Origin of the sequence: Streptomyces sp. NPDC001717, from assembly GCF_042892775.1 — a bacterium.
Taxonomy (GTDB): domain Bacteria; phylum Actinomycetota; class Actinomycetes; order Streptomycetales; family Streptomycetaceae; genus Streptomyces.
On sequence record NZ_JBIAUK010000045.1, the window covers coordinates 1 to 15,781 of the forward strand.

A 15,781-nucleotide genomic window follows, 5' to 3' on the forward strand; every position below is an offset into this window, starting at 1 on the left:
CACCTCCTCGGGCGTCGAACCCCATGCGGCACCGGCAACACGAGCGGGTTTCGTTCGACGCCCTGCGGGGGCGCCCCACCGCACACCCGACCCCGCCGGCGCGGGAGTGCCAAGTGGGGGCCGCCCCGCCACACACCCGACCCCGACAACGCGGCGGTACGGGATGGGCGAATGGTCTGGATCGTCGGGAACGGGCAACCAATCGAGGCCCTCATACGTCTCGCCAGACGGGACGGACAACGGTCCCGTCGTGACGTTTGTCATCCAGTGAGGCCGAATTTCCCCCGTGATAGCGGCATATGCCGGAGCTCCCGATCCACAACGCCATTCCGCTCGCCCGGCCCGGCAGCTAGGGTCGGCCGGACGACCGCACCATCCTCGGGGGGAGGGAAGGAACCGGAGACGATGCCCGTACCCGTACCGAGGCAGCGGGAGACCACTGCCGAGGCGAGCGGTCAGGCCGTTCTGCACACGGCCGGCACGACCACCACCGCCACGGCAACGGCCACGGCGACGGCCACCGCGCCCCCGCACACGAGCCCGCTGACCCTCCTCGTCATCGAGGACGACCCGGCCGGCGGCCTCACCGTCCCCGAGATCCTCGATTCCGACGGGCACCGCATCCGGCTCCGCACCGCCCGCAACCTCGTCGAGGCCGAGCGCCTGCTCACCCCCGACGTGCACTGCATCCTGCTCGACCTGTCCCTCCCGGAGACGAGCCCCCGGGCGACCGCGACCGCGACCGCCACGGCGACCGCCACCGCCGTCGACCAGCTCGCCATCCTGCGGCAGGTGCTCCGCCTCGCGCCCCGGCACGCCGTGCTCGTCCTCACCTCCGAGGCCGACGCCGAGCGCGCCGCCGAGGCAGTGCGGGTCGGCGCCCAGGACTTCCTCTTCCGTGACGAGCTGGACGGCCGGCTGCTGAGCCGGGCCATCCGCTACGCGGTGGAGAGAAAGCGGGCGGACATCGCCCAGTACAAGCTTGCAGAATCGAAACTGCGCGCCCAGGAGAACGCCCGCCTGGAGCGCGGCCTGCTCCCCACGCCCCTGCTCGAAGGCTCCGACCTCCGCTTCGCCGCCCGTTACCGCCCCGGCCGCAGCCGGGCCCTCCTCGGCGGCGACTTCTACGACGCCGTCCGCACCCCCGACGGCACCGTCCACGCCATGATCGGCGACGTCTGCGGCCACGGCCCCGACGAAGCCGCCCTCGGCGTCGAACTCCGCATCGCCTGGCGCGCGCTGACCCTGGCCGGTCTGTGCGGCGACGACCTGCTGGCCACCCTCCAGGAGGTCCTGGAAGTGGAGCGCCCGTGCGAGGAGATCTTCGCGACGCTGTGCACGGTCGACATCTCCCCCGACGGCCGGCACGCGGGCCTGTGCCTGGCCGGCCACCCGGCCCCGCTGGTGTCCAGGCCGGGGCGTCCCGCGCGCCTGCTCCCGTACGAGAACAGCGGCCCGGCACTCGGGCTGCTGCCGCGCGCCCGTTGGCCGCGCCGCCAGGTCGAGCTCGGTGGCACGTGGAGCCTGATGCTCTACACGGACGGCCTGATCGAGGGAAGGATCGGCGAGGGCAAGGAACGCCTCGGGCAGGACGGCATGGTCGAGATGATCAACCGCCACCTGGACCGGGGTCTGAGCGGCGAGGGCCTGCTGGAGGCGTCCGTCACCGAGGCCCGCCGCCTCAACGGCGGCGAACTCACCGACGACGTGGCCGTGGTCCTGCTCTCACGCGCCGAGGCCTGAGGGAGCCCGGGGCCTACCGCCCGCCGTTGTACGGGCCGTACGGCCCGTCGCTGCTGCTGCCACCGCTGCGCCGGCCGCCGCCCGAGACCTGCTTGAGGGCCGGGCGGACATCGACGAGGAACACGATGGTCGCGACCAGTCCGGCGATCGTCAGGAACAGCATCGACGCCAGGAAGAAGTCCACCAGGACCGTGACGCCCAGGATGACCAGCCAGAAGGTCTTGGTCTGCTTGTCGGCCGCCCGGTAGGCGTCATCGCGCGCCAGCAGCGCGAACACGAACGCCACGACGGCGAGCGCCAGCATGGCGAACCCGAGAAACGGGAGCACCCCGTTGTCGAACCCGTTCATCAGCATCGCTTCGACCGCCTTCTTCTTCTCCGCCGCACATACCCGTACACACCTGCGCATTCCACGCTACCGGCACAGGTGCCCTCACGAACCACAACGGGCCGGACACCCTCCAGGTGCCCGGCCCGTCACACTCTCACGCTTCGGCCGTGGCCTTCTTCGCCGTGGTCTTGCGCGCGGAGGCCTTCTTGGGGGCGGCCTCGGCCGCCGGCTCCGCGGCCGGTTCCGCGGCGGGCTCCGCCTCGGGCGCGGGCTCCACGGCCACGGCGATGTCGACGATCTCCTCGGAGACCTCGCCCCGCCAGGCGCGCACGGCCTGCTCACCGTGCTCGGCGACCTTGTCGTAGGTCTCCTTGGCGCGCACGGCGTACTCCGCGGCCACGCCGACCCCGCGCAGCGCCAGGTCCTGGGCGGTCTCCCCGAGCTTCTTGGGGTCGATCGCGCCGAGCACCTCGGCGACCTTGGCGGTGACCGCCTCCTGCGCCTCCTTGGCCGCTTCCTTCGCCTTCTCCTGCACGACCTTCGGGTCGGTGTTCTTCACGGCCTCGATGCGCGCCGGGGCCTCGGCGCGCAGCTGCTCGATAAGCCCCGGCACCTTCTTGGCCTGCTGCACCGCGAGGTCCGCGGTGCCGGCGGCGAAGTAGAGCGGGGTGGGGTCGGTGAGGGTCTTCTTCAGGTCATCGGCGATGGCCATGTGGCTGGTCCTCCCGGATCAATTCCAGTTCGTCTTCGGCGGCATCTCGTCGCCCGGTGCCTCGGCCGGCGCATCGAGCGCGTTCTCCTTGCGGAACGACTCGTAGATCTGGAGCAGCACCTGCTTCTGCCGCTCGTTGATGGACGGGTCGGCGAGGATGACGGCCCGCGTCTCCACCTCGTCCCGGTCCCGCTCATCCAGGATCCCGGCTTGCACGTACAGCGTCTCCGCGGAAATCCGCAGCGCCTTGGCCAGCTGCTGCAGGATCTCCGCGCTCGGCTTGCGCAGCCCGCGCTCGATCTGGCTCAGGTACGGATTCGACACCCCCGCCGCGTCGGCCAGCTGCCGCAGCGAAAGCTGGGCCTGTCGACGCTGCTCACGGAGGTACTCGCCGAGGTTTCCGACGTTGAGCGATGCCATGCCCCCACCCTGCCCCACCTTGCTAACTTTTGCAAGCAGCTGCTTGCAACATCTCCCACCCTTGCTCTGGGCCGATCGGGCCGATCGGGCCGATCTGGAGCGTCACTCGTCGCCCTCGTCCTCCTCCGTGACCGCGTCCCAGGCCGGCAAGGGGGTCCTGGCCACGGTCGTGATCTCGACGACCTCGCACTCCATGAGCCGGACGGCGGCGAAGGGCCGCCGCCGCGCCCGTTCCCCGTCCTCGGGCGGGAAGCCGATCCGGATCATGTGAGGGTTGGACCGGTCGTAGGTGAGCAGCCAGTCGGTGTCGACGGTGGCGAAATGGTCCTGCCCTGCGGTCCCGTCGTGTTCGGAACGCCACGAACCCCGGTCCACGGTGGGCGCCAGTGCCCCGCGCAGCAGCCGCAGGCGCTCGGAGTGGGGCAGGGGCCCTTCCGACAGCAGCAGGTACCGCTCGACACGGGGGCGGAAGGCGTTGAACCACGGTGCGAGCCCCGGCTCCTCCTCCATCACCAGACGGGAGTCGACCCGTCCGATGGCCCACCCCTTGGCCGTTGTGCCTGTTCGTACCGAACGGCGTCCGGAGGTAGAGGAAATCGCCGAACTCTCCCCAGCCGTACGTCTCGACGAGCCGCCTGTAGTCATCGGGCAGCCGGGTGCCGATCGCGTTCTCCGCGGCGGTCCAGTCCCCGCGGGCGTCCACGGGGACCGCGGGCGGCGGCACCAGCCGGATCAGACGGTCGCAGTCCGTCCCGGTGCCCTTCGGCCCGGCCATCTCGGTCCCCCTCGTGTCGAATCTCGTCGCCGCGGGCTCAGCCGTTGAAGCCGAGCGCCAGGGCCACCACCGCGGGGGCCGCGTACATGATCGGGAAGACGGCGTGGGCGTACGCCTTGGCCCGGAAGGTCGTGATCACGGCCCCCGCGAAGTACAGGGCGATCCCGACCGCCGCCGCGATGCCGATCAGCGGGACGAAGATCCCGACCACCAGACCCACCGCGCCCGCCGCCTTCGCCACTCCAAGGAACGTCCAGATCGACTCCGGAACCCCGTACTCCCTCAGCGGCCCGACCACGAACTCGGCCTTCGCGAACACCGAGTAGGCCGAGAAACCGACCATCAGCGCACCGACCAGAGCGAAAACGACAGCGGTGGTGGACATGTGAGCTCCCCTCGGGCGGGCCCCGGAGCGACACCCGCCCGGTCGTGTTTCCCGCCTGCTTCACTCCACTGACCCGCCACCGGACCGGGTTGTGACAGGGCGGCCGAAAGTTTTTTCCGGAGACCGCTCAGACCCTGGTCAGGCCCCGTCAGGCCTCGGCGACGACCACCGTCGCGTAGAACTCCTCCGAGACGACCACCTTCGTCGCGAGACCCGCCGCCGTGAGGGCCGCCGCCGTCGACGGCGACTGGCGGGTGCTCGTCTCGATCAGCAGCCGGCCGCCCGGCGCCAGCCAGCGCGGGGCGCCCGCCGCGACCCGCCGATGGACGTCCAGGCCGTCCGCGCCCCCGTCCAGGGAGACCCGCGGTTCGTGGTCCCTCGCTTCCGGCGGCATGAGCCCGATCTCCTCCGTGGGCACGTACGGGGCGTTGACCACCAGTACGTCCACCCGGCCGAGCAGGGAGGCGGGGAGCGGACCGTACAGGTCGCCCTCCCACACCGTGCCGCCGTACGGGGCCACGTTGCGCCGCGCGTACGCCAACGCCACCGGGTCCACGTCCGCCACGTGCAGCTCCACCCCGCCCGGGGTCCGCGCCGCCACCGCCGCGCCCAGGGCGCCGACCCCGCAGCACAGGTCGAGCACCACCGCGCCGGGCCGGGCGAACGCCGCGGCCTCCCCCACGAGGAACTCGGTGCGCCGGCGCGGCACGAAGGCCCCCTCGCCCACCTCCATGCGCAGCCCGCAGAACTCCGCCCATCCCACGACGTGTTCCAGCGGTTCGCCGCCGACCCGGCGGGCCAGCAGCTCCGCCAGGTGGGCGTCGTCCCGGGCGGCCCCGCCCAGCAACTGCGCCTCCTCCTCCGCGAAGACGCAGCCTGCCGCGCGCAGGGCTTCCACCAGTGACATCGAGTGCGTCAAGTAAATCCGTCCCCAGTCCTCAGTCATCGCTCGTCGCTCGTCGCTCGTCGGTCTCAGAAGACGTCCGGGCACCACGGCCGGCGGGCCGTGCGGAACACGGCGTCCGCCAGCTCCACCGCCCCCGGCCGCCGCTCCGTCACCCGCCCGAGCGCGGCCAGCCGTACCGCCGACCCGTCACCCAGGTAGAGCGAGCCGAGCGCGGCCACGTCCAGGCTCAGGTCCGCCGGCTCCTCCGTCCGCTCGCACGCGCCGGTGCCCGCGTCCAGTCGGTAGCGGCCGTCCGACAGGCCCGCCGCGTCCGTGACCTCCAGTACGAGGATCCCCGGTGCGGCGTACGTCCGCGCACCCAGGGCCCGTACGACGTCCAGCAGCCGCACCCACAGGAAGTCCGAGGCCGTCACGATCCGGGCCGAGCGCGGGTCGGGCAGCAGGTCGGCGACCAGGTCGTCGGGGGCGCGGTAGCCGGTGCGGACCTTCGTCACCCAGTCGATGGAGCACAGGAACTGCCACAGCGCCCGCTCCGCCTGCGGGGTGACCGCCAGCAGGTCGTGGACCTGCACGGTGTTCTGCGGGACCTTCGCGTCCGTCCAGTGGTCGTCGGCGCCGTACGCGACCAGCCCGGCCGGCTCACCGGCCGCCGTGCGGTACACCGCGAAGAACTTCTCCTTGTACGGGCGGTACGACATCTCCTCCAGCCCGGTCGCCAGGTTCCACCAGCGCTCGTTCCGGTTCACGGCGCCGTGGGTGCGCGCCCGCAGCCGTTCGTGCAGCTCCGGCCCCACCCGCCGGACCTCGTCCACGTCGACCAGGTCGATCCGGCCGCCGTCCGCGGGGGCGGCGAGGCGCGGGTCCAGTCCGGTACGCGGTACGTCGATCTCCCATTCCGAGACGGAGGCCGCGGGGCCGTAGCCGTACCGCCCGTAGATCGGGTACTCGGCGGCGATCAGCGTCGAGAGCACGTCACCGCGCGCCGCGGCGGCGGCCAGCTCGTCGGCCATCATCCGGGACAGCAACCCCTGGCGGCGGTGCGTGGGCAGCACGCCGACGTTGGAGACCGCGCTGGACGGGACGGACGCCCCGCCGGGCACGGTCAGTTGCTGCGCGAAGGAACGGAAGGCGGCGACGCAGCGGCCCGACTCGGAGTCGAACGCGCCCAACGTCCGGGCGAGGTCGTTGTACTTGGCCCGCTGGGCCACGTCGGAGTCGGTGACACGGGCGGTGGTCAGGAAACCGGTGTTCACGGTCCTCAGCCACTCGGGGAGTTCGGATTCGGCGATCGGCCGGACGTCTGCACTCATGGCCGCCACGCTAATCGCCGGTCCGACGCCCGGTCGCCCGGTTTTCCGCCCTGCCGAGCACCCTTCCCTCCCCGGACCGCCTACGCCAGCAGGTCGTCCACCTGCGCCTCTCCCTCCCGGTAGCGCCGGGTGATCTCCGCGCTGCAGTCGTCGACCGTCCGCTGGAGCTGCTGCCGGCGCCGCGAGACCTGCTGCTCGTAGCGCACCAGCTTGCCCATCCCCTCGTACAGTTCGTCGTCCGTGCGGGCGCCGAGGTCCGACAGCTCCACGTCGGCCAGCATCTCCGCCGCCAACAGCCGGTACTCCTCGCCGTGCGGGGTGCCGAGCGTGACGTGCCGGGCGGAGGCGCTGCGGCTGGAGGGGGCGTCGGCGAGGATCTCCGAGAGCCGGTCCACCACGGGCGCCTCGGGGTCGGCACGCCGGGCGAGTTCGGCCCGCAGGATGTCGATGCGGCCCTGGAGCAGCCGCCGTACGTAGCTCAGATCGGCCTCGTCGCGCTGCGCGTCCCGGCGCAACGCGCGCAGTTCCGGGAGCCCGAGCTCGGTGGTGGGGTCCTCCGGCCCCGGCTGTTCGCCGGTGCGCTGCGCGGGCGGTCGTACCGCGGCAGCTGCGACGGAAGCGGGTGATGCAGGTACGGAGGTACCAGAAGTATTCATACGAACGGGTCCGTCCCCTCGACCGGTGCGGCCACCCGCACCGCCTGCGTGCATCGTGCCACTCTCCGTGGTCCGGACGCAGTCGTACTCCACCCGATCGGCCCCGGACGGGTGCAAGGCTGGTACACAGGTGGTATGCGAGCTGTGGTGCAGAGGGTGGACGGCGCGAGCGTCGTCGTGGGCGGCGAGACCGTGGGCGAGATCGTCGGCGAGGGGCTGTGCGTGCTGGTGGGGGTGACCCACGACGACACGCCGGAGAAAGCGGCGCTGCTGGCGCGCAAGCTGTGGTCGGTGCGGATCCTGGAGGCCGAGAAGTCCTGCAGCGACGTGAACGCCCCACTGCTGGTGATCTCCCAGTTCACGCTCTACGGCGACGCCCGCAAGGGCCGCCGCCCCACCTGGAACGCGGCGGCGCCCGGCCCGGTGGCCGAGCCGCTGGTGGACGAGGTCGTGGCGCAGCTGCGGGCGCTGGGCGCGACGGTGGAGACGGGCCGGTTCGGCGCGGACATGCGGGTCTCGCTGACCAACCACGGCCCGTTCACCATCGTCATCGACATCTAGCGCGCGGAGATCACGGCGCTACGACGACCTCCTGCGCGGCGGCCGTCCCGCCGACCAGCAGCGGCGCGTCCACCGGAACGTTCCGCTTGACCAGCGCGAGCGCGATCGGGCCGAGTTCGTGGTGGCGTACGGCGGTGGTCACGAAGCCCAGCTGCCGGCCCTCCTCCCCGTCGGAGGCGAGCCGGACGGGCGCGCCGTGCGCCGGGAGGACCACCTCGGAGCCGTCCAGGTGCAGGAAGACCAGGCGGCGCGGGGGCTTCCCCAGGTTGTGGACGCGGGCCACCGTCTCCTGACCGCGGTAGCAGCCCTTCTGGAGGTGGACGGCGGTGCCGATCCAGCCCAGCTCGTGCGGGATGGTCCGGTGGTCGGTCTCCAGGCCGAGCCGCGGCCGGTGCGCCTCGACGCGCAGCGCCTCGTACGCGAGGAGTCCGGCGGCCGGACCGTGCGCGGCGGCGAAGGCCTCCAACTCGGCGCGGGGCAGGAAGACGTCACGGCCGTGCGCGGTCTCCCGGACGGTGAACTCCTTGGGCACCTCGGCGATGGACCCGGCCGGCAGGTGCACGACGGCGAACTCGTCGGTGCGGTCGGCGATTTCGACGCGGTAGAAGAACTTCATCGCCTCCAGGTAGGCGAGCAGTTCCCCCTGGGTGCCGGGTTCGACGTGCGCCCACGTGGTCTCGCCGTCGTCGACGAGGTAGAGCGCGTGCTCGATGTGGCCGTTGGCGGAGAGGATCAGCGCCTCGGTGGCCTGGCCCGCGGGCAGTTCGGTGAGGTGCTGGGTGAGCAGCAGGTGCAGCCAGCTCAGCCGCTCCGGCCCGCTGACGGTGACGACCCCGCGGTGGGAGAGGTCGACGAAGCCCCGGCCGTCGGCGAGGGCGCGCTGTTCGCCGTACAGCTCGCCGTAATGGGCGGCGACGCCCTCGTCGCGGCCTTCGGCCTGCACGGCGCCGGGGAGGTGGAGCAAGGGGCTGCTGGTCATGGGACCAAGCGTACGACTCCGCTACGCGTGGCCGTCACGGTGTTTGGCGGAACACTTCTCGCACAGCCCGAAGATCGCGAAGTGCTTCATGTCGGTCTCGAAGCCGAAGGTGGCGCGCAGCTTCGCGGTGAAGTCGGCGGCGATGTCCACGTCCGCCTCGATGACGTCCGCGCAGTCACGGCAGACCAGGTGGATGTGGTGGTGCCGGTCGGCGAGGTGGTACGTGGGGGCGCCGTGCCCGAGGTGGGCGTGCGAGACGAGGCCCAGTTCCTCGAGGAGTTCCAGCGTGCGGTAGACGGTGGAGATGTTGACCCCGGAGGCGGTCTTGCGCACCTGGGCGAGGATCTCGTCCGGAGTGGCGTGCTCCAGGGTGTCGACGGCTTCCAGCACGAGCTGGCGCTGCGGTGTCAGCCGGTAACCGCGCTGCCGCAGGTCGCTCTTCCAGTCGGTGCCCTCGGGGTTCTCGGTGCTGACCACCCCGCCAGTGTAAGCGCGCGAAGGGGACCGGGAGCGAGCCCCGGTCCCCTTCGGCGCACGCGGATCAGCGGAAGAACGCGATGCCGTCGTCCGGCATGTCCGGGAGGTTGCGCGCCATCTCGGCGACCTCCTCGGGCGTGACGACCTTCTTCAGCTGGGCCGACATGTACGGACGCAGCTCGACGTCGGGCGTGGCCTTCTCGCCGACCCACATCAGGTCGCTCTTGACGTAGCCGTAGAGCCGCTTGCCGCCGCTGTACGGACCGGAGGCCGCGGTGCGCGCGACGGCGTCCGTGACCAGGTCGATCTGCGGCTTCTGATCGGCGAGCGAGCCGTACCAGACCTCGACGACGCCCTGGTCGCGGACCATGACGATCTCGACGTTGCGGTCCTTGTCGATGCGCCAGTAGCCCGACTCGGACTCCAGCGGCCGCACCTTGTTGCCTTCGGCGTCGAGCACCCAGGAGTGGGAGGTGTACTCCAGGAAGTCCCGGCCGTCATGGCCGAAGACGACTTCCTGACCGAAGTTGCACTTCTCCTCACCGGGGAAGTCGAAGACTCCCGCGCCCTCCCAGGTGCCGAGGAGGAAGGCCAGGGGGACGAGGCCGGGGTTCAGGTCGGACGGGATCTGGATCATGAATGGCTGCTCAGGCGATCTGTGGGAGGGGTTCCGGGGCGGTCTGCTGGGCCGGCTGTGGAGCCGGGGCTCAGCGCTGACCCTGGTACAGCTTCTTGACCGCCAGGCCGGTGAAGGCCAAGACGCCGACGCAGACCAGGACCAGCAGGGAGGTGAAGACTGCCTCAAGCACGGGGTGCTCCTCGGAATTCGTTTCTGGGGCTGTACGGGGCCGGTCCCCAAGCCTACTGGGCCGGGGACCGGCGCACCGTGTGAGGTGGGCCGTACCGGCGGTCAGTGCAGCAGCCGGCCCTGCAGCATCACCGTCTGGTGGAACGGAACGGTCGCCACCTCGCCCTTGCGGGTCTGGAAGACGACGGCGAGGAGGTCTCCCGAATCGACGCAGCCGAGCCTCACCTGGTCGTCGCCGTACGGGCGGGCCTCCGAGTACAGGGACAGGACCCCGATGCCCGACGGAGCGGACTGGCTGCTCTTGACCTTGGCCCAGGCACTGTCGGGCTCCAGGCGCTTGACGCCGTTGACGCTCGCGTTGAGGCCGCAGCCTTCGAACGTGTTCGCGAAACCGGACGAGTGGAAGCGCAGCAGGTAGACACGGGTGCGGGTGCCGTCCGGCATCAGCCAGCCGCGGCCGACGATCTGACGCAGGCCCTCGTCGGTGAAGCCCTGCTTCATCTTCTCGCGCGCGGTGGACTCGTACTCCTCCAGGAAGGTGTCGGGGGACACCACGGAGTCCTTCTCGAGCTTCAGCGCGGGGTCCTGCTCGGACCCCTCCGGGGCGGGGACCAGCAGTTCCAGTGCGGCCGCGTAGTGGATGCCGTCCTTGTTGTCCTCGGCGAACGGCTGGGCGGCGCCGGGCGGCAGCGTGGGCTTGACCAGCTGCGGGAAGACCCACCGGCCGTCGTCCTTCGTGGAGAGCCCGGGGATGTCGGTGCGCTCGGGGAGCGTGATCCCGTACGCGACGCCCGCGCCGGCAACGGCGAAGACGGTGACGGCCGCGGTCCAGCGGAGGAAGGCGAACAGCTTGCGGCGGTCCTTGGGCGCCCTGCCCTCCGGGGTTTCGGCGGTTTCGGGGGCTTCCGCGGCCGCGGACGCCGGGCCCTGGGCGGCTTCCGCGGTCACGGGCGCCGCGTCCTGCGGGGCCGGGGACTTGACCATGTCGACCGGTTCCACGGCACCTGCGGTCGTGTTCTGCTCGGTCACACGCTCTCCCCGGGGGTCTTCAGGTGGTTCAGCTGGTTCTTGAAGAACTCCGCGGCCTCGGAGGCGGAGAAGGGCTTGGGCCCGTACGCGTGGAAGCTGGCCAGTACGTCGCCCTGGACCGCCACGCAGTCGATCGAGTCGATCTTCTCCTTCTTCTCCTCGCCGATGGCGAAGAGCGAGCACTTGGCGTCCGGGTAGCCGTCCACCTTCGGGGCGTCGCGACCGTCGCCGAGGAGGTCGAAGAGCTTCTTGCTCATCTCGGAGAACTGGCCGAGGGCAGCCGGGTCGGCCTGCATCAGGCTTACCTCCAGCCCCATCCCGCCACCGTCCTTGGTGTAGCTGCGCCCGGCGACACCCTTGAGCTTCAGCTTCGCGAACGCCTCGTCGCGCTTCTTGCGGTCGGTGCTGGACAGGCCGTTGCGGGCTTCCTTGAGGCTCTCGACGGCAGCCTCGCCGGAGACGAAGAAGTTGTTGCCGTCGCCGGCGAGGTCCGGGCCCAGTCGGAAACCGCTCGGCACCGGCAGCAACTTGCCCGTCAGCTCGTTCGGCGGCACGGCCGGCGGCGTCTCGCCCTTCCCGGGGGACACCCCCTCGGCCGTCCAGTAGCGGGTCGGCGAGGTGCGGTCGGCGTCGGCGATCGCGAAGGCGCCCCAGGCGCCGGCACCCACGAGGAGGGCCACGCCCAGGCCCGCGGCGGCGAGGGTGACCCTCTTGCGGTCGACCGGTCGCCGCGCGGGCTCCGCCTGCGCCACGACGGCCTCCGGCCCGGCCCCTGCCGGGGTCTCGGCGGCTGCGGGGGTCTCGGCGGCTGCCCGGGTCTCGGCTGCCCCGGTGGCCGGCGTCGCGGGATCCGCAGCGGGCCGCGTGACCTCGGGAGCCGGGTTCGTCTCGTTCTGCGGCTCGGTCACAGTCGCTCCAGCTGTCGCTTGGCCAGGTCGATGAGCACGTCCTCGGCGATGTTCCTGCCGCGCTTCTCGTAGTAGAAGATCTCCACCACGACGTCCCCACGGCGGGCTTCCGCCGTTCCGACGCGGAGCGGGTGGTACCCCGGCTTCTCTTCGGCCTTGGACGCCACCCACACGTGCCCGGCCCCGTCGGCGACACCCGGAATGGCCGCACCGGCGTTGGCGGCCTCCTCCTGCCGGTAGGTGGTCTGGTGCCGCTGGTTGTACTCCGCCGTACGGCGGTCACGGAACTGCAGCAGCCGCACCTCGACCTCGATGTCCTCTCCCTCCGACCACGACGTCGACACGACGCGCCGGAGGTCGTCGTCGAGGATGTGGTGGAGGCCTTCGCCAGGCGACTCGTAGTTCGTGGCGAACCAGTCGAGGGACTCGTAACCGGCGCCGTCGACCACCTTCGCCCCCTTCGGGGCCTCGATCAGCAGCTTGGCGAGGTCGTCGTCCGTCTTGTGCCAGCGGTTGGCGTTGATCGTCTTGTTCGACGTCGTGGCGTCGGGCGCCAGTGCCTTCGGCGTCACGACCGTCTGCGCCAGCGGCGGCAGCGGGGTCGGTTCGCGGTCGTACTGGATGGCGTAGCCGGTGACCGTGCCCGCGAGCACGCCGAGGGCGGCCGCGCCCGCGATCAGGAGCGTCGTACGACCGCGACGGCGGCGCGGGCCGACGGCATCGGCGGCGGCTTCGACCTCGGCATCGGGTTCGGCGGCATCAGAGGTGGAGAGCTGGTCCCGAGTGTCCGAATCCGGGCTGGTCTCCGCCTCTTTTCGCTGCTCGGGGATGGTCTGTTCGTGTTCCAAAGGAGTCCCCCACAGGACATGAGGCACAGGTGACTACCTGCGCGTATCCATGACCTGATCAAGGGGGACTCGGTTGTATGAATGCTTATTACATTCTTATCTCGCCGGGTTGGATCCGGCTCGACGGCTCGACCGGCTCAGTCCTCGCGGCGCCGCTTCCCGTCCAGCTCGTCCCACCACTCGTCGGACTTCGGATCGCCGGAGGGATCGTCCCACCAGCGGTCGTCCGGGCCGCGCCGGTTCGCTATCACCGCGGCGACCGGCGGGATGACCATGGCGACCACGCACATGGCCACCGCCGCCGGCACCGAGAGCAGGCGCACGAAGGACCAGGCGGAGACGAAGAGGAACAGGCATCCGCCCATGAGCAGGAAGTAGATGCGCCTACGCCTGGCGTACATAGCTCCAGGGTAGAACCGCCCCGGCTCCGGGCAAGGGCTCGGACAGCACGAAGGGCCGCACCCAGACAGCGTCCAACCCCCTGGGGTGCGGCCCTTCGGCCGGTCATTCGGTGCCGCGGTGCGCGGGCACGGTCCGTCAGACCGCGATCGCCACGTCCGTCACGCCGCCGGCCTCGGCGACCACGACGGCGCGGTCGGCCTTGGCGCCCGGGACGAGCGCGCGCAGCGTCCACGAGCCGGGGGCCGCGTAGAAACGGAACTGGCCGGTGGCCGAGGTCGGGACCTCGGCGGTGAACTCGCCGGTCGAGTCCAGCAGGCGGACGTAGCCGGACACCGGCTCGCCGCCCTGGGTGATCTGGCCCTGGATCGCGGTCTCACCGGGCTTCAGCGTGTCGAGGGAAGGCCCGCCGATCTGTGCTCCACACATGTTCTCTGTCCTGTCCTAGAGAGGTCTTACGTCTTGCTGCGAGGGCGTCGCGTGCCCGCCGCCGTGGTTACTTGTTGGCGCCGAGCTCGATCGGCACGCCGACGAGCGAGCCGTACTCGGTCCAGGAGCCGTCGTAGTTCTTGACGTTCTCCTGGCCCAGGAGCTCGTGCAGCACGAACCACGTGAGCGCGGAGCGCTCACCGATGCGGCAGTAGGCGATGGTGTCCTTCGCCAGGTCGACCTGCTCGGCCTCGTAGAGGGCGGTCAGCTCTTCGTCGGACTTGAAGGTGCCGTCGTCGTTGGCGTTCTTCGACCACGGGATGTTGCGGGCGCTCGGCACGTGGCCGGGACGCTGCGACTGCTCCTGCGGCAGGTGCGCCGGGGCGAGCAGCTTGCCGGAGAACTCGTCGGGCGAGCGGACGTCGACCAGGTTCTGGGCGCCGATCGCGGCCACGACGTCGTCGCGGAAGGCACGGATGGAGGTGTCCTGGGCCTTGGCCTTGTACTCGGTGGCCGGGCGGTTCGGGACGTTCTTGCCGTCGACCAGGTCGCGGGAGTCGAGCTCCCACTTCTTGCGGCCGCCGTCGAGGAGGCGGACGTCCTGGTGACCGTAGAGCTTGAAGTACCAGTAGGCGTAGGACGCGAACCAGTTGTTGTTGCCGCCGTAGAGGACGACGGTGTCGTCGTTGGAGATGCCCTTGGCGGAGAGGAGCTTCTCGAAGCCCTCCTGGTCCACGAAGTCACGGCGGACCGGGTCCTGGAGGTCGGTCTTCCAGTCGATCCGGACGGCGTTGGTGATGTGGTTCTTGTCGTACGCGGACGTGTCCTCGTCCACCTCGACGATGACGACGTTGGCGTCGTTCAGGTGGGCCTCGACCCAGTCGGCGTCTACGAGGACGTCGCTGCGGCTCATGGTGTTCTCCTCCGGGGCAGTCTGCGGGGGCTGTACGGGTGCTGCGCTGCTGTTGCGTGCGTACGGGTGCGCTTCCGGACCTGCGCGGGGAGGCGTCAGGGATCAGGAGGCGGGTGCGGTCACGCGGGAAGGGCCGGTCGTGCGGCCGTCGTCCGGTCGTATGGAGCGGAATCGCTCACAAGTCACATGGATCGACAGAGCATGGCGGCGACGCGACACAGGTCTACTGCCCGCCGCTTCGTGAGGTCCGCCTGCTGATGCTTCATAGCCATGGATCGTAGGGACGAATCAGCCGCCCTGTCACCGGTGTGTCATATCCCGAGACGGGATCGTCCGAATTATGGGATGTGAACCCGTCGGACGACCGTCGCGCCGCCTCCCGGAGCCGTTCCGCGGCCCGCCCTTCTGCGGATCGGACCGCTCCGTCTCACGATCCGGCCAGCACCACGTCCGAACCCCCCAGTTCGAGGTGTACGCCCGCTTCGTCCGAGGTCAGCGCGGTGAGCTGGAGCCCGGCCGGCAGGCCCGCGTCGAGGCTGCGGTCGAAGTCGGTCCGCTTGCGGACGAGCCGTTCGAGGCCGGGTATGCCCTCGCCCGGCACCTCGTCGGCGTGCACCCGGACGATCTTTCCGCCCTTGCCGCCCTCCGCGTCCACCAGGGTGACGGTGGACACGACGCTGCGGGTGAGGGTCTTGCCGAGCACTTCCACCCCCACGGAGACCTTCACCTTGCCGGGCGCCCCGCCGTAGGAGAGGGTCGCGCCGGTCTGGGAGGCCGCCGTGAGGTCGGCGTACGTGATGAGCCCGGAGCCCTCGGCCCGCTTGGCGGTCCCGCCCGCGTAGTCCCCGGCGAGCTTGACCCCGCGGAAGCTCGCGTCGAGCTGCGAGAGGCGCGTCTTGCGGCCGTCCGCCATCACCTCGACGCCCCGGAGTTTCAGGTCGACCTGGTCCAGGTCGTGGCTGAGCGCCTGCGTGAGGAAGGGGAATCCGTGGATGTCCACTTCCGCGCTGCCGGCCAGGCCCTGCCGGGCCTGGATCCGGTCGGCGAGCTTGTTCTCGGCGTAGCCGACCGCCCACCGGTCCACCCCGGTGAACAGGGCGCCCAGCACCACTCCGATGATCACAACGACACGCAGAACCCGCACGCGCCCCTCCCCCGTCAGTCCGGTACGTGCGTTCCAGTTGACCACGT

21 protein-coding genes are annotated in these 15,781 nt (G+C 70.9%); 2 read left to right on the forward strand and 19 right to left on the reverse strand.

Features of this window, described 5'->3' with window-relative positions:
• The first annotated feature begins 405 nt into the window (after nt 1-405).
• On the forward strand, nt 406-1,743 hold the full coding sequence (locus ACFYZL_RS37780; RefSeq protein WP_388685433.1) for a PP2C family protein-serine/threonine phosphatase: 1,338 nt from the start codon (nt 406-408) through the stop codon (nt 1,741-1,743).
• 13 nt (nt 1,744-1,756) lie between these two features.
• Here ACFYZL_RS37780 and ACFYZL_RS37785 read toward each other — a convergent pair whose 3' ends face one another.
• The 8 genes from ACFYZL_RS37785 to ACFYZL_RS37820 form a co-directional block, all read right to left on the reverse strand.
• Nucleotides 1,757-2,098: a DUF2516 family protein gene (locus ACFYZL_RS37785; protein ID WP_384745493.1), complete on the reverse strand. Its 342-nt coding sequence runs from the start codon at nt 2,096-2,098 to the stop codon at nt 1,757-1,759.
• A 130-nt stretch (nt 2,099-2,228) separates the two neighbouring features.
• Nucleotides 2,229-2,786, reverse strand: coding sequence for a hypothetical protein (locus tag ACFYZL_RS37790; RefSeq protein WP_384745492.1), 558 nt, complete (start codon nt 2,784-2,786; stop codon nt 2,229-2,231).
• 18 nt (nt 2,787-2,804) lie between these two features.
• Nucleotides 2,805-3,206 carry a helix-turn-helix domain-containing protein gene (locus ACFYZL_RS37795; RefSeq protein WP_384745490.1) on the reverse strand — a complete coding sequence of 134 codons (402 nt, stop codon included), beginning with the start codon at nt 3,204-3,206 and terminating at the stop codon, nt 2,805-2,807.
• 102 nt (nt 3,207-3,308) lie between these two features.
• The gene (locus ACFYZL_RS37800; protein ID WP_388685437.1) at nt 3,309-3,716 is read right to left on the reverse strand and encodes a hypothetical protein; all 408 of its coding nucleotides are present in this window, start codon (nt 3,714-3,716) and stop codon (nt 3,309-3,311) included.
• A gap of 302 nt (nt 3,717-4,018) precedes the next feature.
• Nucleotides 4,019-4,366 (reverse strand): DoxX family protein, encoded by a 348-nt coding sequence (locus ACFYZL_RS37805; protein WP_384745487.1) that lies wholly within the window; start codon nt 4,364-4,366, stop codon nt 4,019-4,021.
• A 148-nt stretch (nt 4,367-4,514) separates the two neighbouring features.
• Complete coding sequence (locus ACFYZL_RS37810; protein ID WP_388685491.1) at nt 4,515-5,273, reverse strand: putative protein N(5)-glutamine methyltransferase; 759 nt, start codon at nt 5,271-5,273, stop codon at nt 4,515-4,517.
• A 65-nt stretch (nt 5,274-5,338) separates the two neighbouring features.
• Nucleotides 5,339-6,583, reverse strand: a complete 1,245-nt coding sequence (locus tag ACFYZL_RS37815; RefSeq protein ID WP_384745484.1) for a GNAT family N-acetyltransferase — start codon at nt 6,581-6,583, stop codon at nt 5,339-5,341.
• Between the two features lie 80 nt (nt 6,584-6,663).
• Nucleotides 6,664-7,239 carry an AmfC protein gene (locus tag ACFYZL_RS37820; RefSeq protein WP_384745482.1) on the reverse strand — a complete coding sequence of 192 codons (576 nt, stop codon included), beginning with the start codon at nt 7,237-7,239 and terminating at the stop codon, nt 6,664-6,666.
• Nucleotides 7,240-7,374: 135 nt separating this feature from the next.
• Here ACFYZL_RS37820 and dtd point away from each other — a divergent pair, with 135 nt between their 5' ends.
• Nucleotides 7,375-7,800, forward strand: coding sequence for a D-aminoacyl-tRNA deacylase (gene dtd, locus ACFYZL_RS37825; protein WP_376659489.1), 426 nt, complete (start codon nt 7,375-7,377; stop codon nt 7,798-7,800).
• A 10-nt stretch (nt 7,801-7,810) separates the two neighbouring features.
• Here dtd and ACFYZL_RS37830 read toward each other — a convergent pair whose 3' ends face one another.
• The 11 genes from ACFYZL_RS37830 to ACFYZL_RS37880 form a co-directional block, all read right to left on the reverse strand.
• Nucleotides 7,811-8,779, reverse strand: a complete 969-nt coding sequence (locus ACFYZL_RS37830; RefSeq protein WP_384745480.1) for a YgfZ/GcvT domain-containing protein — start codon at nt 8,777-8,779, stop codon at nt 7,811-7,813.
• A 21-nt stretch (nt 8,780-8,800) separates the two neighbouring features.
• Nucleotides 8,801-9,256, reverse strand: a complete 456-nt coding sequence (locus ACFYZL_RS37835; protein WP_384745478.1) for a Fur family transcriptional regulator — start codon at nt 9,254-9,256, stop codon at nt 8,801-8,803.
• Nucleotides 9,257-9,320: 64 nt separating this feature from the next.
• Complete coding sequence (locus ACFYZL_RS37840; RefSeq protein WP_384735241.1) at nt 9,321-9,893, reverse strand: FABP family protein; 573 nt, start codon at nt 9,891-9,893, stop codon at nt 9,321-9,323.
• A 273-nt stretch (nt 9,894-10,166) separates the two neighbouring features.
• Nucleotides 10,167-11,093: a hypothetical protein gene (locus ACFYZL_RS37845; RefSeq protein WP_384745476.1), complete on the reverse strand. Its 927-nt coding sequence runs from the start codon at nt 11,091-11,093 to the stop codon at nt 10,167-10,169.
• The gene (locus ACFYZL_RS37850; RefSeq protein WP_388685442.1) at nt 11,090-12,001 is read right to left on the reverse strand and encodes a hypothetical protein; all 912 of its coding nucleotides are present in this window, start codon (nt 11,999-12,001) and stop codon (nt 11,090-11,092) included. The genes ACFYZL_RS37845 and ACFYZL_RS37850 overlap by 4 nt, the downstream gene beginning before the upstream one ends.
• Nucleotides 11,998-12,849: a hypothetical protein gene (locus ACFYZL_RS37855; RefSeq protein ID WP_388685445.1), complete on the reverse strand. Its 852-nt coding sequence runs from the start codon at nt 12,847-12,849 to the stop codon at nt 11,998-12,000. The genes ACFYZL_RS37850 and ACFYZL_RS37855 overlap by 4 nt, the downstream gene beginning before the upstream one ends.
• A gap of 137 nt (nt 12,850-12,986) precedes the next feature.
• Nucleotides 12,987-13,250: a DUF3099 domain-containing protein gene (locus ACFYZL_RS37860; RefSeq protein WP_384745471.1), complete on the reverse strand. Its 264-nt coding sequence runs from the start codon at nt 13,248-13,250 to the stop codon at nt 12,987-12,989.
• Between the two features lie 136 nt (nt 13,251-13,386).
• On the reverse strand, nt 13,387-13,677 hold the full coding sequence (locus ACFYZL_RS37865; protein WP_384745469.1) for a DUF1416 domain-containing protein: 291 nt from the start codon (nt 13,675-13,677) through the stop codon (nt 13,387-13,389).
• 67 nt (nt 13,678-13,744) lie between these two features.
• A complete protein-coding gene (locus ACFYZL_RS37870; RefSeq protein ID WP_384745467.1) occupies nt 13,745-14,590 on the reverse strand; it encodes a sulfurtransferase in 846 nt (281 codons plus the stop codon).
• 182 nt (nt 14,591-14,772) lie between these two features.
• Nucleotides 14,773-14,862 (reverse strand): Ms5788A family Cys-rich leader peptide, encoded by a 90-nt coding sequence (locus ACFYZL_RS37875; RefSeq protein WP_350875872.1) that lies wholly within the window; start codon nt 14,860-14,862, stop codon nt 14,773-14,775.
• Nucleotides 14,863-15,017: 155 nt separating this feature from the next.
• On the reverse strand, nt 15,018-15,734 hold the full coding sequence (locus ACFYZL_RS37880) for a DUF2993 domain-containing protein (protein ID WP_384745465.1): 717 nt from the start codon (nt 15,732-15,734) through the stop codon (nt 15,018-15,020).
• Nucleotides 15,735-15,781 lie beyond the last annotated feature (47 nt).